The following is a 25,446-nucleotide window of genomic DNA, read 5'->3' on the forward strand; positions in this document are numbered from 1 at the left end:
ATTATGATTTCATCAGCGGTTCCCAAGCGGTTTTCAGCTTTTTGATACCGAGCCGGATGTCCTCTTCAGAAAGCCCTCCATAACCGATTAAGACAGAAACAAACGGCGGCTGGCTCTTGTACGATGGAGAAACCGGATAGACATTCACTCTGTTTTTGGCAGCGGCTTTTATCACTTCATCCTCACTAGCTGAAAACATAAGCCGAAGGAGGATATGGAGCCCCGAGTTTTTTCCGAGAACCTCCACGCTGTCTCCCAGCTCAGTTCGTATCGCTTCGAGCAGAACAGCGTGTTTTTTTCGATATAAGGATCTCATCCTGTTCAAATGCTTTTGCCATTCGCCGTTTTCAATGAAATCTGCCAGTGCCAATTGATTATGGGAAGAGACCGTCTGTTTCATCAAAAGCGCATTTTTTCTTACGGGTTCAATAAGTGCAGCAGGAAGAATCATATAGCTGATCCGCAAGGAAGGGAGCAATGATTTTGAAAAAGTGCCGAGATAAATGACCCTGCCATTCGGGTCAAGGCCTTGCAGCGATGGAATGGGCTGCCCGCTGTAGCGAAATTCTCCATCATAATCATCCTCAATAATAAATGAATTTGCCTCTTTTGCCCAAGACAACAGCTCCTGTCTTCGGGCGATCGTCATTATGGTCCCGAGCGGGAATTGATGTGAGGGAGTCGTATAGACGAGATGCGGGCTCTCGTGTGTAAGGCTAGCCGGCAGGACTCCTTCTTCATCTGTGCAAATGGGAATCACGTTCATGTGATTGGCCTCAAACATTCGTCTTGAACGGTGAAATCCCGGTTCTTCAAAACCGATTTTTGTTCCCGGCTGAAGCGTAAGGCAAAGAATTTGCAGAAGGACGGTAGTGCCTGCTCCAATGATAATTTGGCTGGGATCACAATTGACACCGCGTGACAGTCTGACAAATTGGGCTATCATTTCTCTGAGTGCAGGTTCTCCTTGAGGATCGCCTGAAATGTGAAGTTGTTCAGAATACCGATCCAGACTTTTCACCATGCTTTTTCGCCACGCGTTAAAGGGAAAGTGGAGTAGATCGACATTTCCTTGATGAAAGTTAATAACAGATTCTACTTCTTTATGAGTGACCGGCTGTGGAGGAGGTTGATATGGTATTGGAGCATTCGGAAACTCAGGTTCAATGTCTGCTGCAAACCAGCCGATTTTAGGCTTGCTTTTGACATATCCTTCAGCGGTTAATTGCTCGTAGGCGCGTTCTACCGTTGCCGTGCTGACACCGAGCAAGCTGGAGAGCCTGCGTTTTGACGGAAGCCTCATTCCTTTGGTGATTCTGGCATGTGACATTTCTTGTTTGAAATAGGTGTAAAGCTGTTCATACAGAGGTGTTTTGCTTGTTTTGTCCAGAAACGGCGTGATATCCATTTTATCTCTCCTTTGCATCTGGCGTGGTCATTTTTTCTGGTTTTGGCTATTTGGCGAATGCCATAAATCGGATATCATCATTGTAACGAATGGAGAGGGGATTGATAAGATGCTTCATATCAAACAATTAACGACTAGAGAAGAATGGATGGAAGCATATCCGGTTATGCACGAATTAAGAACAGAGCTGGATGAAGAGACGTATTTACATAGGCTGGAGCGCTGTGTCCAAAAAGAGTCGTATATGCTGTTTGCCTTATATGAGGATAAAGCGATCAGGGCACTGTGCGGCGCGCTGCCAAGGGTTTCGCTTCATCAAGGAGAGTACGTATGGATAGCGGATCTTGTCAAAAGCGGGCCTCACAGGTCTAAGGGGTACGGCAAACTTCTTTTGGATTATGCGGCAAACTGGGCAAGAGATGCAGGCTACAGTTCTGTCAGTCTTTCATCAGGTCTTCAGCGCAAAGACGCCCACAGATTTTATACGGATAAAATGGGATTTACGATTGAAAGCTATTTATTCAGAAAACAGCTGTCATAAAAAAAGACGCCGTTTCAGGCGTCTTTTTTCTAAAAGCCAAACTGTAAGTTGGTATCCACAGACACAATAGTATACACACAGATAATCACAAAGAGATTAAGGACAACGCCGAGCAGGCCGGGACCCGTGCGTCCTCTTTTAATGAATAGCTCAATAATGCCAAACGGAACGGCGGCCATGGCAAACGGCAGCATTTGATAAGAATAAGAGGTCACATTGCTGATAATCGCCAAATTAAGCAAGAGCAAAGACAGAATCGCTGTCCCGACAGATATCCAGCCAAATACATTATGTTCTTTAAAAATTCTTACCAATTCCATAATTCCACCTCGCCGACATTTGCTGATTTTACTGATTTGTTTTTCAGCATGCGCTGGATTTCCTTGGTCGGTCCTGTAACGACAGAGCCGTATACATTAACACCATTTTTCTCTACATAATCCAAGCGGGAATCTACCTTTAAGTCTTTTCGTTTTGAAATGACCTGCGCCCATTTTTCGTGCTTCGATATGTAAGTTAAAGCATCGATAAATTGGTCACCGTTTGACTTCCCTTTTGTATTAAGCGCAGCCAGGAACTTTGAGTCTTTCCCTGGGTAGCCAAGCGGCTCTGCGTAAGCGGTATCCTTTGTACTGTTCTCTGTTTCAATCGCGTTCCACAAAAAGCTTACATCATAACCTCTGAATTTTTTATACACTTCTTTTGTCGGATATGCCCGGTCATAAGAAAGGTAGACCTCGGAAACAGTCCCTTCAGGCAAAGCTTTTAATGTTTTTTCCGCTTTTGCGGTTGTTTGTTCAGATCCGCTTGATGGGTGTGTAAAGTAATGGCCGGCTTTATGGATTTCTAAGTCATAGTAGTTGACGACCGGCGCTTTCACTCTGTCATAAAACATTTCCACCCGTTCATTCCCCACGGCGGCCGTTTTTGTGCCAATCTGTTTTTGCAGCGGGAATTCTGTATTCATGCCAAACAGCTTCACCTGGCTCTTCAGTCCAGAAGTATCGACAAGAACATTTGGCATAGTCAGGGCTACAGTGACTGCGGCAGTTTCCATAAATTCATTGCCGGTGCTGTGTTTTCCTCCCATTCCGTAATAGAGGTAGCTTCCCAGCGTACATAGCGGCAAAATCATTAATGTCGAAATGACGGCAAGCGCGGAAATACGCAAATAAGACTTCCGTTTGCCGTAGGCCAGAATGGCTTTTTGTTTTTCAGGACTGATGTCGACATCCCAATCATGATCGTCTGGCAGCTCACTATCAATCATTTCCTGATACACTTCGAGCTTCTCAAGTTCCTCTTCAAACGCGGTCATTTCCTGATCGCTCATTTCACCGTTTTTATATTGATCAAAACGCTTTTTAAATTCTTCATTCATCATTAACACCTCTATTATAAAGTGCTTTCAGCCGCTGTCTGGCACGAAACAAAACACTTTTAAAATTCGCCTCTGAAATATTCATAATATGGGATGCTTCTTTGTAATTTAATTCTTTTAAATAATATAGTGTTAACGCCTCCCGATAGTTATCGGGGAGCTCGGACATATAACCAGTCAGCACTTCCTTTATCTCTACCTGATGGGCAGGGCTCTGAACAGCAGTTTGAAAGAGACTTCCAATCAAATCATCAGAAATGGTGACTTCTTTCTTATGCTTTCTGACGTAATCAATGAAGGCGTTCCGCGCCACTTGAAAAAGCCAGGGCTTTACTTTGCTGTGATCATAGGAGTGAATGTGTATGTATGCCCGCATAAAGGTTTCCTGCAGCAAGTCTTCGGCAAGATGCTTGTCTTTTGTCATGGAGAGCAGGAACCTGTAAACATCATTCATGTACATTTGGTAAATTTCATCGATCGTCACTGCCTTTTCTCCCCTCTATGTTATACACGCATAAGAAAGGTTTAAAGTTGCACATTACATGCAAACGGCTTTTTAATACGTAATTAAACACCATTACTCTATAGTACCGAAAATTTGCCCTGAAAGATAGTGGTGAGAAATGTTTAACACTTTTTCCATCAGGGAAACCATAGTGAAAAAGTGAAGGAGTGGCACAATGGAATATACCAGTATCTCAGACACAGGAATAAAAGCCTCCCGAATTGGACTCGGCACATGGGCGATCGGCGGAACCATGTGGGGAGGCACTGATGAAAAAACATCGATCGAAACCATCCGCGCCGCTCTTGATAAGGGGATCACACTGATTGACACCGCGCCGGCATATGGCTTCGGACAGTCCGAAGAAATTGTCGGGAAGGCGATCAAGCAGCATGGGGCAAGAGATCAGGTTGTTCTTGCCACTAAAACGGCGCTGGATTGGAAAAACAATCAGCTGTTCCGCCATGCTAACAGAGCGAGAATTATACAGGAGGTCGAAGATTCCCTGCAACGTCTTCAGACGGATTATATCGATCTATATCAGGTGCACTGGCCTGATCCGCTTGTCCCGATAGAGGAAACAGCAGAAGTGATGAAGGAATTATATGATGCCGGGAAAATCCGCGCGATCGGCGTCAGTAATTTCTCGGTTGAACAAATGGATACATTTCGGGCTGTTGCTCCGCTTCATACAATCCAGCCTCCTTACAATCTGTTTGAAAGGGACATTGAAGAGAATGTGCTCCCGTATGCGAAAGACAAACAGTTGACAACACTATTATACGGCAGTTTATGCAGAGGGCTGTTAACGGGAAAAATGACAGAAGATCATTCGTTTGAGGGAGACGATCTTCGAAATCACGATCCGAAATTTCAGAAGCCGAGATTTAAAGAATATCTTTCTGCAGTCAATCAATTAGAAGACTTGGCGAAGACACGTTATGGAAAATCTGTGATGCATCTGGCCGTGAGATGGATTTTAGACCAGCCGGGAGCGGGAATCGCCCTTTGGGGGGCAAGACAACCTCAACAAATAGAGGCGGTATCAGAAATTACCGGCTGGACGCTGAGCAATGAAGATAAAAAAGACATTAATACCATTTTGAAAAATAAGATATCAAACCCGGTTGGACCGGAATTTATGGCGCCTCCGACAAGAGAGGGGTATATAACAAAAAGCTGAGGATGATTCCTCAGCTTTTTGACGTTAAGAAAAGAGAAATCTTAAAAATTAGTACCAGGTAATAAAAAATGTTGTTATAATAAGTAACAGAAAGAATCATTGATTACGACAAAGGAAGTGCGATATGTATAAGTTTTGTGCAAATGCTTTAAAAGTTATTCTTTCTCTTCGCGGAGGAGTGAAGGTATACAACAAAGAAAACCTTCCGGCCGATTCAGGTTTTGTCATCGCGTGTACACACTCTGGCTGGGTTGATGTGATCACACTCGGAGTCGGGATTCTTCCTTATCAAATACACTACATGGCGAAAAAAGAGCTTTTTCAAAATAAATGGATCGGTTCGTTTTTGAAGAAAATTCATGCCTTTCCGGTAGACCGGGAAAATCCTGGCCCAAGCAGCATTAAAACGCCGATTAAGCTGCTGAAAGAAGGAGAGATTGTCGGAATCTTCCCAAGCGGAACAAGAACTTCTGAGGATGTGCCTTTGAAGAGAGGCGCAGTGACAATTGCGCAAATGGGGAAAGCACCCCTTGTTCCGGCTGCTTATAAAGGACCTTCAAGCGGAAAGGCGTTGTTCAAAAAAGGAAAAATGAAGCTGATTATCGGTAAACCTTTGCAGCAGGCTGATTTTGCCCACCTTCCGTCTAAGGAAAGGCTGGCGGCTATGACAGAGGCTTTGAATCACAGCATTAAAGAGCTTGAAAAGAAGCTGGAACAACTGTAATTCATCAGTCATTGCACTCGCCAATATCCCGATTGTTTATAATTTCCTGGGCCATTAGCTATACTAAATGAGGAATTGATCATTGGGAAAGGTTATGGTTCATGAAAAAAATGATAATAGTCGGGGCTGGAATTTTGGGAGCATCAACAGCATATCAGCTAGCCAAAATGGGTGCAGAGGTTCTGGTTATAGATCGGAAAGATAAGGGCCAGGCCACCCATGCAGCGAAAGGCATTATCTGTCCATGGCTGTCTCCTCGTCGTGATCAGGCTTGGTACCGGCTGGCAAAGGACGGAGCACGCTTTTATCCTCGGTTCATAGAAGAACTTAGAAAAGAAGGCGAGACGGACATTGGTTATGCTCAAGTCGGTGCTCTCAGTATTCATCACGAGAAAGAAAAGATGGAAACGATCGAAAAACGTGTGCGGGAGCGTAAACAAGCTGCCTTGGAAATCGGTGAGATATCCTTTCTTCATGAAAAACAAACCGCAGATTTGTTTCCTCTGCTTGCTGAACGGTACCATTCTGTTCAAATAAGCGGAGCCGCCCGTGTGGATGGAGAAGTGCTGCGAGATACATTATTGAGATCTGCCCAAAGAAACGGCGCAGTCATTTTAAAAGGTGATGCTGCGCTTCGACATCATTCGAATCGTGTCACAGGCGTAACTGTCGGTAATGAAATCTATTCTTCTGATGAGGTTATTGTTTGTGCCGGTGTTTGGGCAGACCAATTGTTAGCGCCTTTAGGCATTCATTTCAAAGTAAGTGCGCAAAAAGCGCAAATTGTGTATGTGCAGGTGCCGAATGTAAATCATATTGACAGCTGGCCTGCTGTGATGCCGCCCTCTAAAGAGTATCTTTTAGCTTATCATGACAATAGAATAGCTATCGGCGCGACACGTGAAGATGAGATAGGCGGACGTGATGTAAGGATAACGGCTGGCGGGCTGCAGGAACTTCTAAACAAGGGATTAGAAATGGCTCCCGGCTTAGCAAACAGCACCTTTCAAGAGGCAAGAGTCGGTTTACGCCCCTTTACACCAGGTGATGTGCCGGTGATCGGATCTCTTCCCGGCTGGGATGGGGTGATAGTCGCAAACGGTCTTGGATCGTCTGGTTTAACAATGGGCCCCTATATGGGGGAGCAGTTGGCGAAGCTGGCCCTTAGAATGGATTTGGATATCAATTTAGATGATTATGATATAAAAAAAGCAGCAGGAGTTCGATGATCACCTGCTGCTTTTTTTTGTGGTGTTTATATTTTTGATAATGAGAGCTGATCCTCTGGCAGTGCTTTAAGAGAGCCGTCATTATTTAATACAGAGCGCCATGTATAACGCGGTTCATAGCCAAGGACCTTTTTGGCTTTATCGATTGCCATCAGCGTTTCATATCCTTTTATATCTCTCTTTAAAGATACATCGGGGAAAAATCGTTTTACTAAGTCTTCACTAGGCTCTTTCATGATGGTATCGGGTGCAGTAATATGGAAGACGTCATTTCCGAGATTGTTTTTTTCGAGTGCTAGAAGGCAAGCATGTGCAGCATCCCTGACATCACAATACGCCCATGCATTTTTCTTTTGAATATCCTTTTGCTGCTCGTTCCAGTGCATGCCTGGGATTTTTTCGTACTCATCAGGCTCATATATATTCGCAAAGCGGAGAGTGACAATTTGTGTATTGATCAGCTTTGAATACATATCTGAGAGGATTTCGGTCAGCCGTTTTGCCATCGCATAAGATGACTTTACGATCGTTGGATGCTCCTCGTCTACGGGAAGGTAACTGAGCTCGTCCGGCACAAATGGATATCCCAGCACCGTTTCACTTGAAGCCCACACAAGCTTACGTATTTTAAAATCTTTACAGGCTTCCAGGATATTAAAATTAACAAGCATATTATTTTCAAATATCGCCTGGGAGGTATTCCTGACATCTGTAGGGATATTCCCAAGATGAACTACAGCGTCGCAGCCCATGATTAGCTGACATACCTGGCCGTAATCCCGTAAATCTGCTTGAATAAATGTTTTCGATGCGGACTCTTCTTTTAATACTCTGTCTGATGCTGTCACATCATGGCCGGCCTCTAATAACGTTCTTACAGCCCAGCGTCCGATTTTACCTGCTGCTCCAGTTACGACAACTTTCATGTTTTCGCTCCTTTCTATAATGATGCGGAAATATTCGTTTTTCTCGCAGTTGCACTTTTTTAGAGTTCCCGCGGATGACCGATTTATTAGCAGCAGTTTTCAGAAGAGGGGTATGACAATGTCAAAAACGAACCAGAATAAAAAAGACACCTCAATAAAAGGTGTCTTTTTCAAAATTATGCTTCTTGTGACTCTCCAACTTCTATCAGTTCTTCTGCTGCGAGCTTTTTCACTTCAATATAAGCGACGTGGTGGCCGTCAATTTCATTAATAATAAATTCACAGCCTTCTTCGATAATAGAATCGTTCTTTTCCACATCGTATTTCTGAGTAAGGAACCAGCCGCCGATCGTATCGACTTCTTCATTCTCTAAATGAATGCCGAGCAGGTCGTTCACTTGGTCGATCAAGACTTTACCGTCCAGCATGTAATGGCCTTCGCCGATCTTGCGGATTTCGCTGATCTCATCAATATCAAACTCATCGCGGATTTCGCCAACGATCTCTTCAATAATGTCCTCTACCGTCACCAGTCCGGCAGTTCCGCCGTATTCATCTGACAGGATTGCCATGTGGACTCTTTCTTTTTGCATTTTGACAAGCAAATCATGGATTGGCGCAGATTCAATCACATGAATGATCGGATTCACGAATTGTGAGATGGTGGAATCAACAGAAACCTCGCCGCTGATGCAGGCCGTCAGCACTTCTTTAATATTAATAACCCCGATAATATTATCTTTATCGCCCTCTTCTACTGGGTAGCGGGTATATTTTTCAATTTGAATGATTTCCATCATTTCAGAAATCTTAATATCGTGCGGAAGGCTGACAATCTCGGTCCGCGGGATCATAATTTCTTTCGCGAGCCTGTCGTCAAATTCAAAGATTTTATTCACATATTTAAACTCTGACTGGTTAATTTCACCGCTTTTATAGCTTTCCGACAGAATGATTCTTAGCTCTTCTTCAGAGTGAGCCAATTCGTTTTCTGATACGGTCTCCAGGCCAAAAGCTTTTGTCAATAACCGTGCGGAATTGTTCAAAAGCCAGATGAACGGGAACATGATGCGGTAAAACCAAATCAGCGGTTTCGCAAACAGCATAGACACTGCTTCCGCCTTTTGGATGGCAACTGTCTTAGGTGCAAGTTCTCCGACAACAACGTGCAGGAACGTGATAATGGCATACGCCAAAATAAACGATATGATATGTGAAAGGGAACTTGGTACATCCAATTGTACGAAAAGCGGATGAACAAGCCTTTCAATCGTTGATTCCCCTAAAACCCCTAATCCAATGGAAGTCAATGTAATTCCAAGCTGACACGCAGATAGATACTCATCAAGATGCGTGGTCACTCTTTTTGCGGCAATTGCTGCTTTATTTCCTTCCGCGATCAGCTGATCAATCCGTGAGCCTCTGATTCTGATAATGGCAAACTCAGATGCTACGAAAAATGCCGTCAGGGCAATTAAAACAGCGACTAAAATCAAATTCACTATGTCCAATTAGAACCTTCACTCTACAATGAGAATGAAGGTAACACCTCCTGTTAGTAAAATGGTTTTAACTTAACAGCAGCATAAATGATTGGAACACGGCGAGCTTTTCGGGCGTAAGTTTGCTTTTCAGCTCGTCACGATCCTCAGGCTTCAGCCGTTCAAACCGATGCAAGATCCCGGAGATGTTTTGATTCATATAATCAATTTCAGATGCCAGATTTCCAATTTCATCATGATCTATGGCTGAAGAGGGAAACTGGTTCTCCAGTCGATCTTTAATATCGGACAGGGCCAATCGCTGCTGCTTGCAATCTACAATAAATATGAGTCGTTTAAGTGCGTTTTCATCGTAGTAACGATAATTTGAACAGGATCTGGCCGGCATCAGCAGACCAAGATTCGTATAATAATCAACTGTTCGTTTCGTTACTCCGGCAAGTGCCGCTAGTTCACTGATACGATAAGTCTCAGCCCCATCTAAATCCCTCCCAACCATCACGTTATAGTTATGAGAATAGTTTAATATATGAAGGGTGCCTTACACAAGTTTATTGTTTTTTCGGGAAGCCGGATATGGAAAAAGTGGCATCCGAATTCTGGTTGAAGTAACATAGATAGATAGAATGTTCAATTTATATGTGCAGAAGGGACAGATGAGATTGGCTGGTTTATCGCGGGAAATTGAAGAGAACCTAAATAAAGGATCGTGGATTCGAAAGCTGTTCGATGAAGGAGCGAGACTGAAGAAAGAGTTAGGAAATGACCAGGTGTTTGATTTCTCAATCGGCAACCCGGTCGTTGAACCGCCTGAAGCCTTTACGAGAGCATTAATAGAAGAAGCTGAAAAAGGAAATCACGGATACATACAAAATCAGGGCCTTCCTGAAGCTAGAGAAAAAGTCGCGCAATTTCTGGCCGACCGCTTTGCTGCCGAGTTTTCAGCTGAGCGTGTTGTCATGACAGTAGGTGCGGGCGGCGCATTGAATGTGGCGCTAAAAAGCATATTAAATCCGGGAGAAGAGGTCATCATTCTCGCTCCTTATTTTGCAGAATATAAATTGTATATTGAGAACTATGGGGGTAAGGCTGTCAGCTGCCCGCTGACAGCCCGGTTCGAGATTGATATTGAAGCGGTAAGGCAGGCGATTACCCCGCAGACGAAAGGACTCATTCTGAATACACCTCATAACCCGACGGGAACCGTACTCAGCCAGAAAAATATAGATGATCTAGGCGCTCTGTTAAAAGAGATTGAAGAGACAAACGGCCAAACCATCTATGTACTGTTTGATGAGCCGTACAGTCAGCTGATTTATGATGAAGTGCTGGCAAATCCGTTTCAATCGTATCATCGTGTCATTTTGGCGAGTTCATTCAGTAAGGACCTCGGCATAGCAGGGGAGCGGCTCGGTTATATCGGCTTAGACAGCAGCATGCCGGATGCCGACCTTTTGATAAATGCTTTTGTGTACTGCAATCGAACGCTTGGGTTTGTAAATGCACCTGTCATGATGCAGCGGGCTGTGGCGAGAATGGATGATTTAAGAATAGACGCAAGCGCTTATAAAGAACGCAGAGATGTCATGGTTGACATTTTAAAGGAAGCCGGCTTTGAATTTGAAATGCCAAAAGGCGGTTTCTTCGTTTTTCCGAAGTCGCCAATTGAAGATGAAGTTGCATTTTGTGTGCATGCAGCGCAAAAGTATAAATTGTTAATTGTGCCGAGCAGCGGTTTTGGGATGAAAGGGCACTTCCGTTTATCCTTCAGTGTGCCGCTGGAGCAAATCAAACAATCACGCGACATCTTTATCGCCTTATATAAAGATTTTTTATAAGCCATCTCGCACAAAAAGATAACAGCGATCCCGAGGCTGTTATCTTTTTTTATTTGCCGTATACCCCAGGCTTTGGCCCGTTTTTCAATTCCTGTCTCTCCCTCGAATAAATCGCCAAATTCAACCATAACAGCAGAGCCGGCCTGAAGATAGAAACCGTTTATAACGCAAACTGGTCGAGCCCATTCCTGGCCCTTGCCTGTGTTGTGTGACCAGACACATCTAGTAAGCATTTAAAAGCACACGTCACATGATCTTATCCTATGCACGCCGCCGAAGCAGATACGAGCGAATGAGCCGTACAAGCTTCAGCTTGAAAAACAGATATATGTCCGATATTTCAGTGAACAGCACCTTGCCCAATAATCTTAGCATCGTCTTAAAAGGCTATGCACGGATATCAAGAACCTGCTGGCCGGATGAATCAATGGGCTGTCCTATGATAGAAGTCTAAAAATTTAAAATCATTTTTGGAATGAGTTGTGTTACAATAAAATATACAATTTATAATCAAACTTTGACTTGGAGGTGGTATGATGGGGCCCTCTGCTTAGGCAACAATACACCGCGTACCTCAATGTTAAGGAAAAATGATTATATCAGGAGGTGACTCCTTATCCTTTAATGAGGGGATAAGGTTAAATGGACGATATTGACAGTCTGATTTTAATTGGTGTGCTCATTGCTTTAACTGCATTTTTCGTCGCAAGTGAGTTTGCGATTGTTAGAGTAAGGAGATCCAAAATTGATCAGCTTATAACAGAAGGAAACAAACGGGCGATACTCGCAAAGCGTGTCATTACAGATTTGGATGAATATTTATCTGCATCCCAGCTGGGCATTACAGTGACATCAATTGGACTCGGCGTGCTGGGGGAGCCGGCATTTGAACGGCTGCTGCATCCATTGTTTGAACCGCTCGGCCTGCCGGAATCGGTTTCTCATGCAGTCTCTTTTGCAGTCGCGTACGGCTTGATTACATTTCTGCATGTTGTTGTAGGTGAACTGGCCCCGAAAACGGTCGCGATTCAAAAGGCTGAACAGCTAACCTTGCTGATAGCGGGTCCGTTGCGACTATTCTATTTGCTTCTGTTTCCGTTTATTTGGATCCTGAATGGATCGGCGCGGCTTTTATGCGGCATGTTTGGTTTGAAGCCGGCGTCAGAACATGAGGGTTCTCATTCTGAAGAAGAACTCAGAATGCTGTTGTCTGAGAGTTTAAAAAACGGAGAGATTAATCCGTCTGAATATAAATATGTGAATAAGATTTTTGAATTTGATAACCGCATTGCCAAAGAAATTATGATACCGCGGAAGGAAATGGCCGCTGTATCAACGGATATGACAATGGCTGAGATGCTGGAGGTTATGCTGAAAGAAAAATACACCCGCTGGCCTGTCACAGATGGGGACAAAGACAGTGTCATCGGCTTGGTCAATACGAAGCATTTGTTTTCTGACTTGCTGTTTATGACAGAAGAGGAAAGAATGAAAATGACGATCCATCCGTATGTGCGGCCAGTGATCGAAGTCATTGAAACAATTCCGGTTCATGATCTGCTGATTAAAATGCAGCGTGAACGCATTCATATGGCGATTTTGTCGGATGAATATGGCGGAACCTCGGGACTTGTCACGACAGAGGACATTCTTGAAGAAATTGTCGGCGAGATCAGAGATGAATTTGATGAAGACGAACAGCCGCTGATTCAAAAGCTTGGCGACCGCCATTATGTTATGGATGGAAAGGTTCGCATGGATCAGGTGAACAGCCTTCTCGGCACGTCGATTCAAGAAGACGTGGACACCATCGGCGGGCTGATATTGAAAGAAAACATTGATATTGAGGCTGGCGAATCCATTCGCATCGAATCATATACAATAAAGGTGCTGAAGATGGATGGCCGTTTGATTAAGCAAATAGATATAAAAGAAGAAATCAGCCAGACATCCGGGATTACGGCCCACCATACGCTGCCGATGCCCGAGCCGGTCATGCTGAACAGTGCAACCTTGAGCGAGAAATAAGCTCAAGGTTTTTTTATGTCAGCAGCATCCAGCCGCACCAAAATGCCAAAAGGGACCCGCAAAGCGTTACACCGATGTATAGGATGCTTTCCTTTACACGCTTGGCCAGCAAGAGCTGAACACTTTCAACGCTGAAAGTGGAAAATGTGGTAAAGGCGCCAAAAAAGCCGGTGCCGATGATGAGTGCTGCAGATGAATTTGTCACATGAAGCCCTGTAAAAAGCCCAAGACCGAGGGCACCCAGTATATTAACGGTCAATATGCCGACTGGAAAACGAAGGCTTTGCGTTTTAGATGTTATGATGTTGCCAAGCCAAAAACGCAGCACAGCACCGAGTCCTCCCGCTGCGAAAATACCAGCCAGTGTCATCATTGCTTCCGCTCCTTTCCGATTTGAAATTGGGCTATTCGCTGTCCTGCCAAAACGCCGAAGAGCGCAAGCCCGATTCCTGATATGAATGAGACCGCCATATACAAAACAGCTAATGACGAATGCGATTGCAACAGCATGACCGTTTCTTTAGAAAACGTTGACATGGTTGTAAAGCCTCCGCAAAAACCGGTGCCTAAAAAAGCCGATAGCAAAGGCCGTTTCGCCCTAATCATAAAAAAACCGGTCAGAATGCCTAAAAAAAGGCTGCCTGCCGCGTTCTCCAGCCATGTTGCAGCCGGAAATATATTATGGTTTATGCCGATGTTACATCCGTATCGGAGACAAGCGCCAAGGGCGCCTCCAATAAAAACCGCACTATATCTATTCATGTTTTCCATCCTTTAATACGTAGTCCGGGTAGTCTGTGACAATCCCGTCGACGCCCATGGCCTGCAGTTTGGCTGCTGTTTTCTGATGCTTTACTGTCCATGCAAACACTTTTAATCCATTTTTATGGGCGGAAGCGATCATGAGACGATTGAGACGTGTGTATTTGATATTGATATAATTTGCGAAAGCTTTGCAGGCTTTCAGCTGATTTCTGGACAGCATGCCAAAATTCGGTCTTGTAATAACGGCTGTCGGAATCGATGGATAAAGCTCACGGAACCTTTGGATGGAACGGAAACCAAAGGATTGAACAATATTGTTAATAGAAAAAGAAAATTGTCCTAACAGCTGTCCCACTTCTTCTTCAATCCCGATTTGCGAAGGGTGACCCTTTAGTTCAATTAAAAGGCCGATTTTTTTGTGGTAGCGCTTGAGCACCGTCTCCAGAGTTGGGATTTTTTCTCCTTGAAAAGCGGGGCCGTACCAGCTTCCTGCATCAAGTGCCTGCAGCTCCTTCAGTGTAAAATCCTTAACAAAGCCTGAGCCGTTTGTTGTCCGGTCCACTCTGTCATCGTGTATAACGACAATCTGCCTGTCTTTTGTAAGCTGGACATCCAGCTCAATCATATCTGCATTCATTTCTGCCGCGAGATCAAATGCAGCAATTGTATTTTCGGGAGCGTAGCCGGATGCTCCGCGGTGGGCAATGGTGTACAAGCTTGTCAGCTCCTCATATGGGCATTTCTGTTATTGTATCAAATCCATATATGCGCCGCGATACCAACTTGTGAATTTTTTTCTGTCATAGTTGAATAGTCCAGGCTGACCGCAACGTATAACTGAAATAGGAACACCCATCGTATCCAAGCATACTTCTACAGAAAAATAGTGCTTTCGACATATTCACAAAATATTCTGTTACTTTATAATAGCAAAAAAGGAGGCGAGATCATGGGAAAAGGGAGAATCAGAGTGGAGGAAAGAATTAAGGCCGAAACAGATGCTGAAATGCAAAAAGCAACTCTCCTTGATCAGACACAAACGAAAAAAAGTAAGTGACTGTCCCTATTGAATCTGGCTGAATGGTTAAAATGAGAAATTGCCCCGGCGCTCCGCCGGGGTTTTGTATGTTATAAAGAAGACATTTAGGGGAGCATTTTGCCGAATGTTTTAGTATAATAAACATTCGATTGGGATAGAGGGGAGACTGCCATGCTAGATTATCTGCAGCAATATTTCACGCTTGATAAAATCATTCAAACCGGCATCAGTTTGGCAATTTTGCTGTTGTTTCTTATACTAAGAAAACTGTTTACAAGATATCTCTTTAATTTGCTTTTTAATATGACAAACAAACCGAAAACTGAAATTTTTAAACAGGTGGTTGTGGCATTCGATAAGCCTGCCAGATGGTTTTTTGTTGCCTTAGGGCTGTTTTTGGCGATCCGTTATTCACCGTTTTTAGATGAGCAGATGCCGCTGATCAGCAAAATTTATCGCTCCCTGATTGTAGCGCTGTTGTGCTGGGGGCTTTGTAATTTGACTGCTACATCATCTTTTATTTTTCATAAAGTGAATCAGCGCTTCGAACTGGATATGGATGACATTCTGGCGCCGTTTTTGTCTAAACTCCTCCGTTTTGTCATTATAGCGCTCAGTGTGAGCGTGATCGCCCAGGAATTTAATTATGACGTCAATGGGTTTGTGGCTGGTCTTGGGCTTGGCGGATTGGCTTTTGCGCTAGCTGCAAAAGACACGATCAGCAACTTCTTTGGCGGGATCATCATTATCACTGAAAAACCGTTTACAATCGGTGATTGGGTGGAAACGGCAACAGTGACGGGATCTGTAGAGGATATTACCTTCAGAAGCACAAGATTCAGAACAGCGCAGGGTGCGCTAGTAACGGTGCCAAATTCCACGCTGTCGATGGAAGCCATCACGAACTGGACGAGAATGACCAAGCGCCAGATTACGTTTTCCATTCATGTATCCTACGCTACGCCGATTGAGAACCTTGAACGCTCTATTCGTTCTCTCAGAACAATGCTCTTGGAGCATGAGGGCGTTCATAATGAAACGATCATGGTCAATTTTGATACGTTTGCCGACAGCTATTACAATTTATTTTTCAACTTCTATACAAAAACAACGGTTTGGGCTGAAAACCTCGATATTAGAGAGGACATCAACTATAAAATCATCGAAATCCTTGGCGCAGAGGGTGTCGAGTTTGCATATCCCGGCCAAATGGTTGTTGTAAAGCAAAAGCACCAAAACGATCCGTTCCAAGTGAATCTAAATAAAGAGGAAAAGGAACGGGCATAAAAAAGAAAGACTTCGTCTGCAAAGAGGCGAAGTCTTTTTCATGGTAAAATAAGAGAAAACATGACTGTAAGGCGGTGTTGAATTGGAAGCATTCAGAAACATGCTGAATGAAGCACAGCGAATTGTCGTGCTGACCGGAGCGGGAATGAGCACAGAATCAGGCATACCCGATTTCCGCTCAGCCGGTGGCATCTGGACTGAGGATGCCTCAAGGATGGAGGCGATGAGCCTCGATTATTTTTTAAGCCAACCGCGTCTGTTTTGGCCTAAGTTCAAAGAATTGTTTCAAATGAAGATGAGCGGGAGCTATGAACCGAATGAAGGGCATTTGCTTTTGGCTGAACTGGAGAAACAAGGGAAGCAGGTGGATATATTCACACAAAACATTGACGGCCTTCATAGAAAAGCCGGCAGCAGACATGTATACGAATTGCATGGCTCTATCCAAACAGCGAGCTGTCTCTCATGCGGCGCCCGATATGATCTCCCTCATTTGCTGAAGCATGATGTGCCGGAGTGTACTGCGGTCGGACATGACGGTGAGGTGTGCGGAACGGTATTAAAAACCGATGTCGTTCTGTTTGGCGATGCCGTTTTGCATTTTGACACGCTTTATGAAAAGCTGGATAAAGCCGACCTATTATTGGTAATCGGCACGTCTCTTGAAGTTGCTCCCGCCAGATTTGTGCCTGAGGATGCAAGCCGGATTCCAGGCATTAATAAAGCTATTATTAACCTGGAGCCGACGTACTGCGACAGTTTGTTTGATTTCGTCATCCATCAAAAAATCGGAGAGTTTGCCCGGAGCTTGGGCATAAAAAAGTGAGGCCGCAGATAAGCGCCTCACTTTTTTATTCGTGAACAGGAACCATTGTGTCTTTTAACACACCGAAGGAATAGCCCTTTTCTTTCAGTTTATGGATGAGCACCGGCAGTGCGTTTACTGTAGCAGGAAGATCGTGCATGAGAATCACATACGGCCGATTTGAGTGGCTGTGTTCCATATTGTCAAGCTGCTGCAGTACTTCTGCTACGTATGTTGAGTTGCGGTATTTCCAGTCCATGCTGTCAATCGTCCAATCCCAGTATACAAAACCGTCTTTTTCTAGATTGCGAATTTGTGAATCTGTAAGAGACGGCTTGCTCCCGTAGGGCGTTCTGACGAGATTGGTGCGATAGCCTGTAATGCTTTCCAGTGTGTCACGCGCCTGCTGCATTTCTTTTAGCGGCGATGTCGGCGTTTGATAAAACAATTTGTTATTATGCGTGACTCCGTGTAAGCCGAGTGCATGCCCTTCATTTTCGGCCCTTTTAACCGCGTGTTTGAATTCATTCATTCGCGGTGACAGCATAAAAAATGTCGCTTTTACATCGGCGCTTTTCAGTACGTCCAGCAAGCGGTTTGTATAGGCTGATGGGCCATCATCGAATGTTAAGTAAACCGTTTTGTCTCCCATATTCTGTTCGGTCTGCAAATGTTTTATCAGCAGGCCTGGGGAGTCGTCTTTCAGCTTCAGGCTTTCCTTCTCATCACGAAGCTGGCTGTTTGTTGTGACAGTGATTTCTTTTGCTTTCGAGGAGCTATTGGAATAACCTAAAATCACCATAAGCAAAAGCAGCACACATAAAACTGCTAAACTTGCAAATTTAAAAGCAAGCGAAACTGCAGAAGGAGAAGCGTCTCCTCTCGTTTGTCGCATATCAATCTCTCCAGTGGCATAAAATCTCTACATACCGCTGTATTGGCAACTCTGAAGGTGCCATTGTTTACAACCTATGTATTACGAGTCAAGTATACAGGAATAAAACTGGAAAGAACATAGAAAAAATGTCGAAATGTCAGATTTTAAGGAAAAAATAATCTCCTTCCCAGCTATCGAGCTCTTGATCTTTCTGTTTTTCAGCTGGTTTGATATGGTAGAATGAGTGACAATGACAGCTTGCTTAGACATCATGATAAATACGAAAAAGGGAGGGCTTATATGAAGATTTTAGTTAATGGCCAGCTGGTGGAGCGGAACGAGGCATCCATTGATGTGGAAGATCGCGGTTATCAGTTTGGAGACGGAATCTATGAGGTTATCAGGGTGTATAAAGGAGTATTATTCGGCTTACGCGAGCATGCGGAGCGTTTATTCAGAAGCGCGGCTGAGATCGGAATTTCACTGCCGTTCAGTTTAGAAGATTTAGAGTGGGACCTGCAAAAGCTTGTGCAGGAAAATGCGGTCAGCGACGGAGCGGTTTACATTCAAACCACCAGAGGGGTTGCTCCGCGAAAACACCAATATGAAGCGGGGCTTGAGCCGCAGACGACTGCCTATACATTTTCTGTTAAAAAGCCTGAACAGGAGCAGGCATATGGCGTTTCTGCCATCACGGATGAGGATCTTCGCTGGCTGAGATGCGATATTAAAAGTCTGAATTTACTGTATAATGTGATGGCAAAACAGAAAGCGTATGAAGCGGGAGCATTTGAAGGCATTTTAATAAGAGACGGAATTGTTACAGAAGGTACATCTTCTAATGTTTATGCCGTTTTAAACGGTACGGTGCGGACGCATCCGGCAAACCGAATGATTCTCAATGGGATTACACGAAAGAATATTTTGGATCTCATCGTAAAGAACGGCATAGAGCTTGATGAAAAGCCCGTTACTGAGGAAGAGCTGAGACAGGCGGACGAAATCTTTATTTCTTCCACGACGGCAGAAATTATTCCGGTTGTGACGCTTGATGGGAAATCAGTCGGAAGCGGAGTGCCCGGACCGGTGACAAAACAGCTGCAGGCGGCTTTTCAAGAATGCATTCAGCAGGCAGCCCGCGTATCATTTTAATGATAAAAAAGAGCCCGCTTTGCAAGCGGCGCTCTTTTTATTTTTTTACATATCCAACTAGAATCGAGATCATCGGGGATATATAGAGGAAGAATGCAAATGGGATATAATCAATGACGGGAACACCAAGCGCGGTTGCCATAAAAGCCCCGCTGACGCCCCAAGGGATCAATGGATTAATCAAGGTTCCGCCGTCCTCTAATGACCTTGATAAAAACTTCCGCTGAATGTTTTGTTTGTCATATAAAGACTTAAAAGATTGTCCTGGTATTAATATAGATAAGTACTGTTCGCCTGTTGCAAGATTGACACCGATACTTGAGCAGACAGTTGCTGCAATGAGACTGCCCTTTGAACGGATTCCTTTCATCACACCCTCCAATAGTGCGGAGATCAGGCCGATTTTCTCCATTAAACCGCCGAGTGCAAAAGCGATCATAATAAGAGAAACTGAGGCCATCATGGATTGCAGTCCGCCTCTGTTGATGATTTTAGCGGCTGCCTCATTGTCAGTTTCGAACATGGTGCCATTTTGCAGGGCTGACATAAAAGCCTGAATGCTGCTGTCGGGAACGAAAATGGCTGTCAAAATTCCCGAGGAAATAATACCCGCAGTCAGAACGGGAATAACGGACACGCGCTTAATCGCCAGCAAAACAACTAAGAGCGGAGAAAGAAGCGCCCACGGTGTGACATTTGCTGCATCTTTTATTCCGGCAATAACGTGTGCAATATCATCTGTTGAAGCAGCGTCCGCTGAGACTGATAAACCAAGAAAGTAAAAAAGGACAACAGTGATCAGCAAGGCGGGAATGGTTGTGCCCATCATGTGGCGAATGTGTTCAAAGATCGATATTTCGCCTATACCCGCAGCAAAATTTGTTGTATCCGACATCGGTGACATTTTATCACCAAAGCAGGCTCCGCAAATGACTGCCCCTGCCGTCCATTCGAGCGGAACGCCTGCCGCGCTTGCCACGCCGATCAGTGCCACGCCAATTGTACTTACTGTTGTCAGGCTTGAGCCGACAAGTGTGCTGATGATCATGCAGGAAAACAAAGCAGTCAAAAGAAGGTGGCTCGGTTCAATAAAGGACAATGCATAAACAGTAACGGACGGTATGGCGCCGCTGTACATCCAAGCGCCGATTAAGATACCGATCAGCGCCAGAACGATAATCGGCTGTACACCGTTTTTAATTCCGCTAACAATTCCTTTTTCAAGGCTGTTCCAGGAAAAACCGTACCATAAACCGGCTGCTGAAAGCAGGACAACGCATAGGAACAGCGGGATATGCGGTTCTGTATGAAGAAAAAATAAGCAGGAGATAATGACTCCTAACATGAATATAAATAAACCGACGGCTAACGGAAACGTCAGCTTTTTTTGAGAATCCAAAACAACACCCCATCATTTTCTTTAATGCTTTTGTGCTTTTGGGCACGAAAGCATCATATCAGAAAAAAACGAAAATCCGTGTTTTTTCACAATTATGAATTTAAAAAAGCGAGCACGTGGCGTGCTCACTTTACGATCAGAACCGGTATGTCTGATTTCGCCGAAAGTTTTTCACTTACACTTCCAAACAAAAGCTTCTTCAGTCTGTTTTGGTCTCTGCTTCCGGTTACAATCAGATCGGCTGAAACCCGGTTGGCATGCTCGATAATTGATTCAGCCGGGTCACCTTCTAATATATCGATATCTCCCTCTGTCAGCTGATCATTCAGCATCATTCTGGCTTCGGCGATGACTTCTTCCGTACGGTCTTCATAAATCATTGGCTCCGGTGGCGCAACATCTGATATCAGCGGATCAGGAACACTTGTCATGCCTCCGCCAATATAGCTTGCCCCTGCTGCGGGCCTCGGCGGGTCGATGATGGTCTGGTTGTTTTTCATATCATGTGAATGGGCGACTGTAATGGCTGCATTTACCGTTTTCGCAAGATCAATGGCTGTCTGAAGCGCTTTCTTACTGTTTTCACTTCCGTCAAACGCAACAATAATACGGTCAGCATGAAACATCATTCTCACCCTTTCAAAAACGTCGTACAATACAATACCCGAAATAAAATCTATTTAATCTTTTTCTCGGTAGTAATGATTGACAAAAAAAGGTTTTGTTTATATTATGAAAAAAGAGTGAAAAATCAGAATGAATGGAGGGTTTGCTATGCCAAGGAATGATATGTCTTACAGAACAGTTTCATATTGGCGCGGCAAACCCTTATTCTGTTTTTTTTGATTTGGGTTAATCCGCGCGCCGAAAAGCGCTCTGTACAGCATAATCGATAACAAAAGGCATGGAGCTGACGCTTCATGCCTTTTTTATATACAAAATCTTAAGAAAGACAGGTGTATCGGATGTGAAGACAAATACAGAGGCGAGGATTGGTTATGACAACCTGAACGAAAAGAGCTGCAAGGAAAAAATAGAAGGCGGCTGACGAGATAAAGGAGATGGGGATGGATGTTTTCAGTATTGAAAAAGCTGGGCTGGTTTTTTAAAGCCTACTGGCTGCGCTATACCATTGCGATTGTGCTTTTATTATGTGTAAATGTACTTGAGATGTTTCCGCCTAAACTGTTGGGGAACGCCATCGATGATATGAAATCGGGGGAGTTTACCTCAGGCGGGCTGCTGTTTTATGTCAGCGTATTTTTAGGTTTGACGGCGGTGGTGTATATCATGTCTTATTTTTGGATGCACCAGCTGTTCGGCGGAGCGAATGTGATGGAGAAAATTCTCCGCTCTAAGCTGATGGGTCATTTGCTGAAAATGGCGCCTCCGTTTTATGAAAAATACAGAACAGGAGATTTAATGGCGCGGGGGACAAATGATCTCCAGGCTGTCAGTTTAACGACGGGGTTTGGCATTCTGACATTAGTCGACTCCACGATGTTTATGATGACGATCTTTTTGACGATGGGATTTTTGATCAGCTGGAAGCTGACGCTTGCAGCCATACTACCGCTTCCCATTATGGCTGTTGCGATCAGCATATACGGAAGTAAAATTCATGAAAGGTTTACAGAGGCACAACATTCATTCGGAGCGCTGAATGACAGGGTGCTCGAATCGGTCTCGGGTGTGAGAGTGATTCGAGCTTATGTACAGGAAACGAATGATGAACGCCGTTTTAATGAAATGACGGCCGATGTGTACCGGAAGAATATGAAGGTAGCCTTTATCGATTCTCTGTTTGAGCCGACTGTTAAGCTGCTTGTCGGCGCCAGCTATCTGATTGGGCTGGGGTATGGAGCGTTTCTTGTTTTCCGCAATGAGCTGACGCTGGGCGAGCTTGTTTCCTTTAATGTCTATTTGGGCATGATGATTTGGCCGATGTTTGCGATCGGTGAATTAATTAATGTGATGCAGCGCGGCAACGCGTCCTTAGATCGGGTAAATGAAACCCTTTCTTATGAACCGGACGTGACAGATCCGAAGCGGCCGTCTGATCTAAAAGAGCCTGGAGACATCGTTTTCAGCCATGTCAGCTTTACATATCCAAGCTCAACAAATGTAAATATTCAGGATATTTCTTTTACCGTGCGAAAAGGGCAGACTGTCGGGATTGCCGGTAAAACTGGGAGCGGGAAAACGACGATCATTAAGCAGCTTTTGCGCCAGTATCCAGCCGGTGAAGGGAGCATCACATGTTCAGGTGTGCCGATTGAGCAGATTCCTCTTGATCGGCTCCGCGGGTGGATTGGATATGTGCCACAGGATCATTTACTGTTTTCCCGGTCTGTAAAAGAAAACATCTTGTACGGAAAGCTTGACGCAAGTGATGCTGAGGTAAAGAAGGCTGTTTCAGAAGCTCATTTTGAAAAAGACTTGCAAATGCTTCCGGCCGGTCTGGAGACAATGGTGGGTGAAAAAGGCGTCGCACTCTCTGGAGGGCAAAAACAAAGAATTTCAATCGCGAGGGCGCTGATGGCGAATCCGGAGATTTTAATCCTGGATGATTCTCTTTCCGCTGTAGATGCGAAAACAGAGGCGGCCATTATCAGCAATATCAGGAAAAACCGCCAAGAGAAAACGACATTTATTCTGACGCACCGTTTATCCGCTGTGGAGCATGCCGATCTCATCCTTGTGATGGACGGCGGCGTGATTTCTGAGAGAGGCACACATCAAGAGCTGATGGCCAATAACGGATGGTATCGGGAACAATACGAAAGGCAGCAGCTGTTCACTGCGGAAGAAGGGGGAGCAGGGGCATGAAGACAGGAAAAACCTTATGGAGATACGCACTCCTATATAAAAAATTGCTCATCACTGCCGTCCTGTTGCTTGCGATTGCAGTCGGGGCAGAGCTGACCGGACCGTTTATCGGCAAAAAAATGATTGACGACCACATTCTCGGCATTGAAAAAACATGGTATGAGGTCTCAGAAAAAGATAAAAATGCAGTTGAATTTAACGGCACTTCCTACGTCAGGGAGGACCGGATGCAGGGATCGGCTGCTAAAGAGAAAGAAGTGCATATTTATCAAGTGGGAATGGCGTTTTATTTCGTTGATCAGGCTGTCAGCTTTGACGGGAACAGAACGGTTTCTGACGGAAAGCTGACGATCACTAATGGGAACGAAAGCCGGACGTATCCTGCTGAACAGCTGACAAAGCAGGAGATTTTTCAGTTCTATAAGCCGGAAATAAAGGGGATGACGTTTCTCATTTTTCTGTATGCCGGTTTGCTTGTCTTCTCGGTATTTTTCCAATATGGGCAGCATTATTTATTGCAGATGAGTGCCAACCGCATTATTCAAAAGATGAGACAGGATGTGTTTTCCCGCATTCAGAAACTGCCGATCCGTTATTTTGATAATCTTCCCGCGGGCAAAGTAGTCGCAAGAATTACAAATGATACCGAGGCAATCAGAGATTTATATGTGACAGTGCTATCGACGTTTGTGACAAGCGGCATATATATGATCGGGATATTTACGGCGTTGTTCCTGCTGGATGTAAAGCTCGCGTTTTTATGCTTGGCGATTGTGCCGATCATCTGGCTGTGGTCGATTATCTACCGGAAATACGCTTCCTATTATAATCATCAAATCCGTTCGATCAATAGTGACATTAATGCAAAAATGAATGAGTCCATTCAAGGGATGCCGATCATTCAAGCTTTTCGCCATCAAAAAGAAACAATGAGAGAGTTTGAGGAATTAAATGAATCCCATTATTACTATCAGAACAGGATGCTGAATTTAAACTCCTTAATGTCACACAACCTTGTGAATGTGATCCGCAACCTTGCGTTTGTTTGTCTGATCTGGCATTTTGGCGGCGCAAGCCTAAACCCGGCAGGAATTGTTTCCATCGGTGTGCTGTACGCGTTTGTGGATTACTTAAACCGCTTATTCCAGCCGATTACAGGTATTGTCAATCAGTTTTCTAAACTGGAACTGGCGCGGGTGTCCGCCGGGCGTGTTTTTGAACTGCTTGAAGAAAAGGAAACGGAAGAAGCGGGTGAACCGGCGAAGGAGCGCGCGCTGGGGCGGGTTGAATTTCGAGACGTATCATTTGCTTACCAAGAAGGAGAAAATGTTTTGAAACACATCTCCTTTACAGCACAACAAAGCGAAACTGTAGCACTTGTCGGCCATACCGGATCAGGCAAGAGCTCGATTTTGAATATCCTCTTCCGCTTTTATGATTCGCAAAAAGGGGATGTGCTCATCGATGGGAGAAGCATTTACAGCATGTCAAGGCAGGAACTTAGATCCCATATGGGAATTGTGCTTCAGGACCCTTATTTATTTTCAGGAACAATTGGTTCTAACGTTAGTCTGGAGGATGAAAGAATTTCAGAAGAAGACATCATAGAAGCACTGCGGCAAGTCGGGGCTGAGTCGCTACTTGAAAAGCTTCCGAAAGGGATTAGTGAACCTGTCATTGAAAAAGGCAGCACGCTATCATCGGGAGAGCGGCAGCTTATTTCCTTTGCAAGAGCTCTGGCGTACGATCCCGCCATTTTGATTTTGGATGAAGCAACAGCGCATATTGATACTGAGACAGAGGCTCTGATCCAGAAGGCGCTGGATGTAGTGAAACAAGGGCGCACGACATTTGTCATTGCCCATCGGCTTTCAACCATCAGAAACGCGGATCAAATTTTAGTGCTTGAAAAAGGCGAAATTGTTGAGAAAGGGAATCATGAGGAACTAATGGCATTAAAAGGGCAATATTATCAAATGTATAAGCTGCAAAAAGGGCAGAAGCATTCCATTGCATAGCTTTCAAAAA

26 protein-coding genes are annotated in these 25,446 nt (G+C 44.4%); 13 read left to right on the forward strand and 13 right to left on the reverse strand.

The genetic code is table 11. The annotated features are described in order from the left end of the window. Nucleotide 1 precedes the first annotated feature (1 nt). Nucleotides 2-1,408, reverse strand: coding sequence for a PLP-dependent aminotransferase family protein (locus NSU16_RS05145; RefSeq protein WP_339192240.1), 1,407 nt, complete (start codon nucleotides 1,406-1,408; stop codon nucleotides 2-4). A 109-nt stretch (nucleotides 1,409-1,517) separates the two neighbouring features. Here NSU16_RS05145 and NSU16_RS05150 point away from each other — a divergent pair, with 109 nt between their 5' ends. Further along, the gene (locus NSU16_RS05150; RefSeq protein ID WP_339192241.1) at nucleotides 1,518-1,949 is read left to right on the forward strand and encodes a GNAT family N-acetyltransferase; all 432 of its coding nucleotides are present in this window, start codon (nucleotides 1,518-1,520) and stop codon (nucleotides 1,947-1,949) included. Nucleotides 1,950-1,978: 29 nt separating this feature from the next. On the opposite strand, the gene NSU16_RS05155 is transcribed toward NSU16_RS05150, so the two are convergent. Genes NSU16_RS05155 through sigM form a run of 3 tightly spaced genes read right to left on the reverse strand, consistent with a single transcriptional unit; the run spans nucleotide 1,979 to nucleotide 3,814 of the window. Then, nucleotides 1,979-2,269 carry a hypothetical protein gene (locus NSU16_RS05155; RefSeq protein ID WP_010333547.1) on the reverse strand — a complete coding sequence of 97 codons (291 nt, stop codon included), beginning with the start codon at nucleotides 2,267-2,269 and terminating at the stop codon, nucleotides 1,979-1,981. After that, nucleotides 2,257-3,333 carry an anti-sigma factor gene (locus tag NSU16_RS05160; RefSeq protein ID WP_339192242.1) on the reverse strand — a complete coding sequence of 359 codons (1,077 nt, stop codon included), beginning with the start codon at nucleotides 3,331-3,333 and terminating at the stop codon, nucleotides 2,257-2,259. Before NSU16_RS05160 ends, NSU16_RS05155 begins: the two co-directional genes overlap by 13 nt. After that, complete coding sequence (gene sigM, locus NSU16_RS05165) at nucleotides 3,323-3,814, reverse strand: RNA polymerase sigma factor SigM (RefSeq protein WP_024120735.1); 492 nt, start codon at nucleotides 3,812-3,814, stop codon at nucleotides 3,323-3,325. Before sigM ends, NSU16_RS05160 begins: the two co-directional genes overlap by 11 nt. 196 nt (nucleotides 3,815-4,010) lie before the next feature. Between sigM and NSU16_RS05170 the strand changes: the two genes are divergently transcribed. The 3 genes from NSU16_RS05170 to NSU16_RS05180 all read left to right on the forward strand — a co-directional run bounded on the left by NSU16_RS05170 (nucleotide 4,011) and on the right by NSU16_RS05180 (nucleotide 6,971). Further along, nucleotides 4,011-5,018 (forward strand): aldo/keto reductase, encoded by a 1,008-nt coding sequence (locus NSU16_RS05170; protein ID WP_339192243.1) that lies wholly within the window; start codon nucleotides 4,011-4,013, stop codon nucleotides 5,016-5,018. A 124-nt stretch (nucleotides 5,019-5,142) separates the two neighbouring features. Beyond that, nucleotides 5,143-5,742 (forward strand): 1-acylglycerol-3-phosphate O-acyltransferase, encoded by a 600-nt coding sequence (locus NSU16_RS05175; RefSeq protein WP_010333551.1) that lies wholly within the window; start codon nucleotides 5,143-5,145, stop codon nucleotides 5,740-5,742. A 101-nt stretch (nucleotides 5,743-5,843) separates the two neighbouring features. Beyond that, nucleotides 5,844-6,971: an FAD-dependent oxidoreductase gene (locus NSU16_RS05180; RefSeq protein ID WP_339192244.1), complete on the forward strand. Its 1,128-nt coding sequence runs from the start codon at nucleotides 5,844-5,846 to the stop codon at nucleotides 6,969-6,971. 26 nt (nucleotides 6,972-6,997) lie between these two features. Here NSU16_RS05180 and NSU16_RS05185 read toward each other — a convergent pair whose 3' ends face one another. The 3 genes from NSU16_RS05185 to NSU16_RS05195 form a co-directional block, all read right to left on the reverse strand. Beyond that, nucleotides 6,998-7,897 (reverse strand): NAD(P)-dependent oxidoreductase, encoded by a 900-nt coding sequence (locus NSU16_RS05185; RefSeq protein ID WP_010333553.1) that lies wholly within the window; start codon nucleotides 7,895-7,897, stop codon nucleotides 6,998-7,000. 176 nt (nucleotides 7,898-8,073) lie between these two features. Then, on the reverse strand, nucleotides 8,074-9,408 hold the full coding sequence (locus NSU16_RS05190) for a hemolysin family protein (protein ID WP_010333554.1): 1,335 nt from the start codon (nucleotides 9,406-9,408) through the stop codon (nucleotides 8,074-8,076). 58 nt (nucleotides 9,409-9,466) lie between these two features. Continuing rightward, nucleotides 9,467-9,898, reverse strand: a complete 432-nt coding sequence (locus tag NSU16_RS05195; protein WP_268446813.1) for a MerR family transcriptional regulator — start codon at nucleotides 9,896-9,898, stop codon at nucleotides 9,467-9,469. A 157-nt stretch (nucleotides 9,899-10,055) separates the two neighbouring features. Here NSU16_RS05195 and NSU16_RS05200 point away from each other — a divergent pair, with 157 nt between their 5' ends. Both NSU16_RS05200 and NSU16_RS05205 read left to right on the forward strand, forming a co-directional pair. Next, entirely contained in the window at nucleotides 10,056-11,237 is a 1,182-nt protein-coding gene (locus NSU16_RS05200) for a pyridoxal phosphate-dependent aminotransferase (RefSeq protein ID WP_339192649.1), read from the forward strand. A 642-nt stretch (nucleotides 11,238-11,879) separates the two neighbouring features. Beyond that, the gene (locus NSU16_RS05205) at nucleotides 11,880-13,265 is read left to right on the forward strand and encodes a hemolysin family protein (protein ID WP_339192246.1); all 1,386 of its coding nucleotides are present in this window, start codon (nucleotides 11,880-11,882) and stop codon (nucleotides 13,263-13,265) included. Between the two features lie 13 nt (nucleotides 13,266-13,278). On the opposite strand, the gene crcB is transcribed toward NSU16_RS05205, so the two are convergent. Genes crcB through NSU16_RS05220 form a run of 3 tightly spaced genes read right to left on the reverse strand, consistent with a single transcriptional unit; the run spans nucleotide 13,279 to nucleotide 14,745 of the window. Further along, the gene (gene crcB / locus NSU16_RS05210; RefSeq protein WP_010333558.1) at nucleotides 13,279-13,635 is read right to left on the reverse strand and encodes a fluoride efflux transporter CrcB; all 357 of its coding nucleotides are present in this window, start codon (nucleotides 13,633-13,635) and stop codon (nucleotides 13,279-13,281) included. Then, nucleotides 13,635-14,027 (reverse strand): CrcB family protein, encoded by a 393-nt coding sequence (locus NSU16_RS05215; protein WP_268504786.1) that lies wholly within the window; start codon nucleotides 14,025-14,027, stop codon nucleotides 13,635-13,637. The genes crcB and NSU16_RS05215 overlap by 1 nt, the downstream gene beginning before the upstream one ends. Next, on the reverse strand, nucleotides 14,020-14,745 hold the full coding sequence (locus tag NSU16_RS05220) for a glycerophosphodiester phosphodiesterase family protein (RefSeq protein ID WP_229147652.1): 726 nt from the start codon (nucleotides 14,743-14,745) through the stop codon (nucleotides 14,020-14,022). Before NSU16_RS05220 ends, NSU16_RS05215 begins: the two co-directional genes overlap by 8 nt. 234 nt (nucleotides 14,746-14,979) lie before the next feature. Between NSU16_RS05220 and NSU16_RS05225 the strand changes: the two genes are divergently transcribed. The 3 genes from NSU16_RS05225 to NSU16_RS05235 all read left to right on the forward strand — a co-directional run bounded on the left by NSU16_RS05225 (nucleotide 14,980) and on the right by NSU16_RS05235 (nucleotide 17,182). Then, on the forward strand, nucleotides 14,980-15,087 hold the full coding sequence (locus NSU16_RS05225) for a YhdX family protein (RefSeq protein WP_003224203.1): 108 nt from the start codon (nucleotides 14,980-14,982) through the stop codon (nucleotides 15,085-15,087). Nucleotides 15,088-15,240: 153 nt separating this feature from the next. Continuing rightward, nucleotides 15,241-16,356 carry a small-conductance mechanosensitive channel protein MscY gene (mscY, locus tag NSU16_RS05230; protein ID WP_010333561.1) on the forward strand — a complete coding sequence of 372 codons (1,116 nt, stop codon included), beginning with the start codon at nucleotides 15,241-15,243 and terminating at the stop codon, nucleotides 16,354-16,356. A gap of 82 nt (nucleotides 16,357-16,438) precedes the next feature. Beyond that, nucleotides 16,439-17,182 carry an NAD-dependent protein deacylase gene (locus NSU16_RS05235; RefSeq protein ID WP_268446626.1) on the forward strand — a complete coding sequence of 248 codons (744 nt, stop codon included), beginning with the start codon at nucleotides 16,439-16,441 and terminating at the stop codon, nucleotides 17,180-17,182. A 25-nt stretch (nucleotides 17,183-17,207) separates the two neighbouring features. Here NSU16_RS05235 and NSU16_RS05240 read toward each other — a convergent pair whose 3' ends face one another. After that, nucleotides 17,208-18,056 carry a polysaccharide deacetylase family protein gene (locus NSU16_RS05240; RefSeq protein ID WP_268470902.1) on the reverse strand — a complete coding sequence of 283 codons (849 nt, stop codon included), beginning with the start codon at nucleotides 18,054-18,056 and terminating at the stop codon, nucleotides 17,208-17,210. A 282-nt stretch (nucleotides 18,057-18,338) separates the two neighbouring features. Here NSU16_RS05240 and dat point away from each other — a divergent pair, with 282 nt between their 5' ends. Continuing rightward, entirely contained in the window at nucleotides 18,339-19,190 is an 852-nt protein-coding gene (dat, locus tag NSU16_RS05245) for a D-amino-acid transaminase (RefSeq protein WP_268504788.1), read from the forward strand. A 37-nt stretch (nucleotides 19,191-19,227) separates the two neighbouring features. Here the strand turns inward: dat and nhaC are convergent, their stop codons facing one another. Both nhaC and NSU16_RS05255 read right to left on the reverse strand, forming a co-directional pair. Continuing rightward, entirely contained in the window at nucleotides 19,228-20,589 is a 1,362-nt protein-coding gene (gene nhaC / locus NSU16_RS05250) for a Na+/H+ antiporter NhaC (protein ID WP_339192247.1), read from the reverse strand. 125 nt (nucleotides 20,590-20,714) lie between these two features. Beyond that, on the reverse strand, nucleotides 20,715-21,215 hold the full coding sequence (locus NSU16_RS05255) for a universal stress protein (RefSeq protein WP_339192650.1): 501 nt from the start codon (nucleotides 21,213-21,215) through the stop codon (nucleotides 20,715-20,717). Between the two features lie 278 nt (nucleotides 21,216-21,493). On the opposite strand from NSU16_RS05255, the gene NSU16_RS05260 reads away from it, so the two are divergent. From NSU16_RS05260 to NSU16_RS05270, 3 genes are read left to right on the forward strand one after another with little or no spacing between them, the layout of a single operon-like run. Beyond that, the gene (locus NSU16_RS05260) at nucleotides 21,494-21,637 is read left to right on the forward strand and encodes a hypothetical protein (protein ID WP_024120754.1); all 144 of its coding nucleotides are present in this window, start codon (nucleotides 21,494-21,496) and stop codon (nucleotides 21,635-21,637) included. Nucleotides 21,638-21,660: 23 nt separating this feature from the next. Further along, nucleotides 21,661-23,418: an ABC transporter ATP-binding protein gene (locus NSU16_RS05265; protein WP_268504789.1), complete on the forward strand. Its 1,758-nt coding sequence runs from the start codon at nucleotides 21,661-21,663 to the stop codon at nucleotides 23,416-23,418. Next, on the forward strand, nucleotides 23,415-25,436 hold the full coding sequence (locus NSU16_RS05270; protein ID WP_339192248.1) for an ABC transporter ATP-binding protein: 2,022 nt from the start codon (nucleotides 23,415-23,417) through the stop codon (nucleotides 25,434-25,436). The genes NSU16_RS05265 and NSU16_RS05270 overlap by 4 nt, the downstream gene beginning before the upstream one ends. Nucleotides 25,437-25,446: the final 10 nt, after the last annotated feature.

Origin of the sequence: Bacillus sp. FSL K6-1003, assembly GCF_037964945.1 — a bacterium.
Taxonomy (GTDB): domain Bacteria; phylum Bacillota; class Bacilli; order Bacillales; family Bacillaceae; genus Bacillus; species Bacillus mojavensis.

What these genes read in the sequence shown, in the direction of transcription:
- NSU16_RS05145 (WP_339192240.1), bottom strand. Translation starts at nt 1,408, where the DNA reads ATGGATATCACGCCGTTTCTGGACAAAACAAGCAAAACACCTCTGTAT.
- NSU16_RS05150 (WP_339192241.1), top strand. Translation starts at nt 1,518, where the DNA reads ATGCTTCATATCAAACAATTAACGACTAGAGAAGAATGGATGGAAGCA.
- NSU16_RS05155 (WP_010333547.1), bottom strand. Translation starts at nt 2,269, where the DNA reads ATGGAATTGGTAAGAATTTTTAAAGAACATAATGTATTTGGCTGGATA.
- NSU16_RS05160 (WP_339192242.1), bottom strand. Translation starts at nt 3,333, where the DNA reads ATGATGAATGAAGAATTTAAAAAGCGTTTTGATCAATATAAAAACGGT.
- NSU16_RS05170 (WP_339192243.1), top strand. Translation starts at nt 4,011, where the DNA reads ATGGAATATACCAGTATCTCAGACACAGGAATAAAAGCCTCCCGAATT.
- NSU16_RS05175 (WP_010333551.1), top strand. Translation starts at nt 5,143, where the DNA reads ATGTATAAGTTTTGTGCAAATGCTTTAAAAGTTATTCTTTCTCTTCGC.
- NSU16_RS05180 (WP_339192244.1), top strand. Translation starts at nt 5,844, where the DNA reads ATGAAAAAAATGATAATAGTCGGGGCTGGAATTTTGGGAGCATCAACA.
- NSU16_RS05185 (WP_010333553.1), bottom strand. Translation starts at nt 7,897, where the DNA reads ATGAAAGTTGTCGTAACTGGAGCAGCAGGTAAAATCGGACGCTGGGCT.
- NSU16_RS05195 (WP_268446813.1), bottom strand. Translation starts at nt 9,898, where the DNA reads ATGGTTGGGAGGGATTTAGATGGGGCTGAGACTTATCGTATCAGTGAA.
- NSU16_RS05200 (WP_339192649.1), top strand. Translation starts at nt 10,056, where the DNA reads ATGAGATTGGCTGGTTTATCGCGGGAAATTGAAGAGAACCTAAATAAA.
- NSU16_RS05205 (WP_339192246.1), top strand. Translation starts at nt 11,880, where the DNA reads ATGGACGATATTGACAGTCTGATTTTAATTGGTGTGCTCATTGCTTTA.
- crcB (WP_010333558.1), bottom strand. Translation starts at nt 13,635, where the DNA reads ATGACACTGGCTGGTATTTTCGCAGCGGGAGGACTCGGTGCTGTGCTG.
- NSU16_RS05215 (WP_268504786.1), bottom strand. Translation starts at nt 14,027, where the DNA reads ATGAATAGATATAGTGCGGTTTTTATTGGAGGCGCCCTTGGCGCTTGT.
- NSU16_RS05225 (WP_003224203.1), top strand. Translation starts at nt 14,980, where the DNA reads ATGGGAAAAGGGAGAATCAGAGTGGAGGAAAGAATTAAGGCCGAAACA.
- mscY (WP_010333561.1), top strand. Translation starts at nt 15,241, where the DNA reads ATGCTAGATTATCTGCAGCAATATTTCACGCTTGATAAAATCATTCAA.
- NSU16_RS05240 (WP_268470902.1), bottom strand. Translation starts at nt 18,056, where the DNA reads ATGCGACAAACGAGAGGAGACGCTTCTCCTTCTGCAGTTTCGCTTGCT.
- dat (WP_268504788.1), top strand. Translation starts at nt 18,339, where the DNA reads ATGAAGATTTTAGTTAATGGCCAGCTGGTGGAGCGGAACGAGGCATCC.
- NSU16_RS05255 (WP_339192650.1), bottom strand. Translation starts at nt 21,215, where the DNA reads ATGTTTCATGCTGACCGTATTATTGTTGCGTTTGACGGAAGTGAAAAC.
- NSU16_RS05260 (WP_024120754.1), top strand. Translation starts at nt 21,494, where the DNA reads ATGGAGCTGACGCTTCATGCCTTTTTTATATACAAAATCTTAAGAAAG.
- NSU16_RS05265 (WP_268504789.1), top strand. Translation starts at nt 21,661, where the DNA reads ATGTTTTCAGTATTGAAAAAGCTGGGCTGGTTTTTTAAAGCCTACTGG.
- NSU16_RS05270 (WP_339192248.1), top strand. Translation starts at nt 23,415, where the DNA reads ATGAAGACAGGAAAAACCTTATGGAGATACGCACTCCTATATAAAAAA.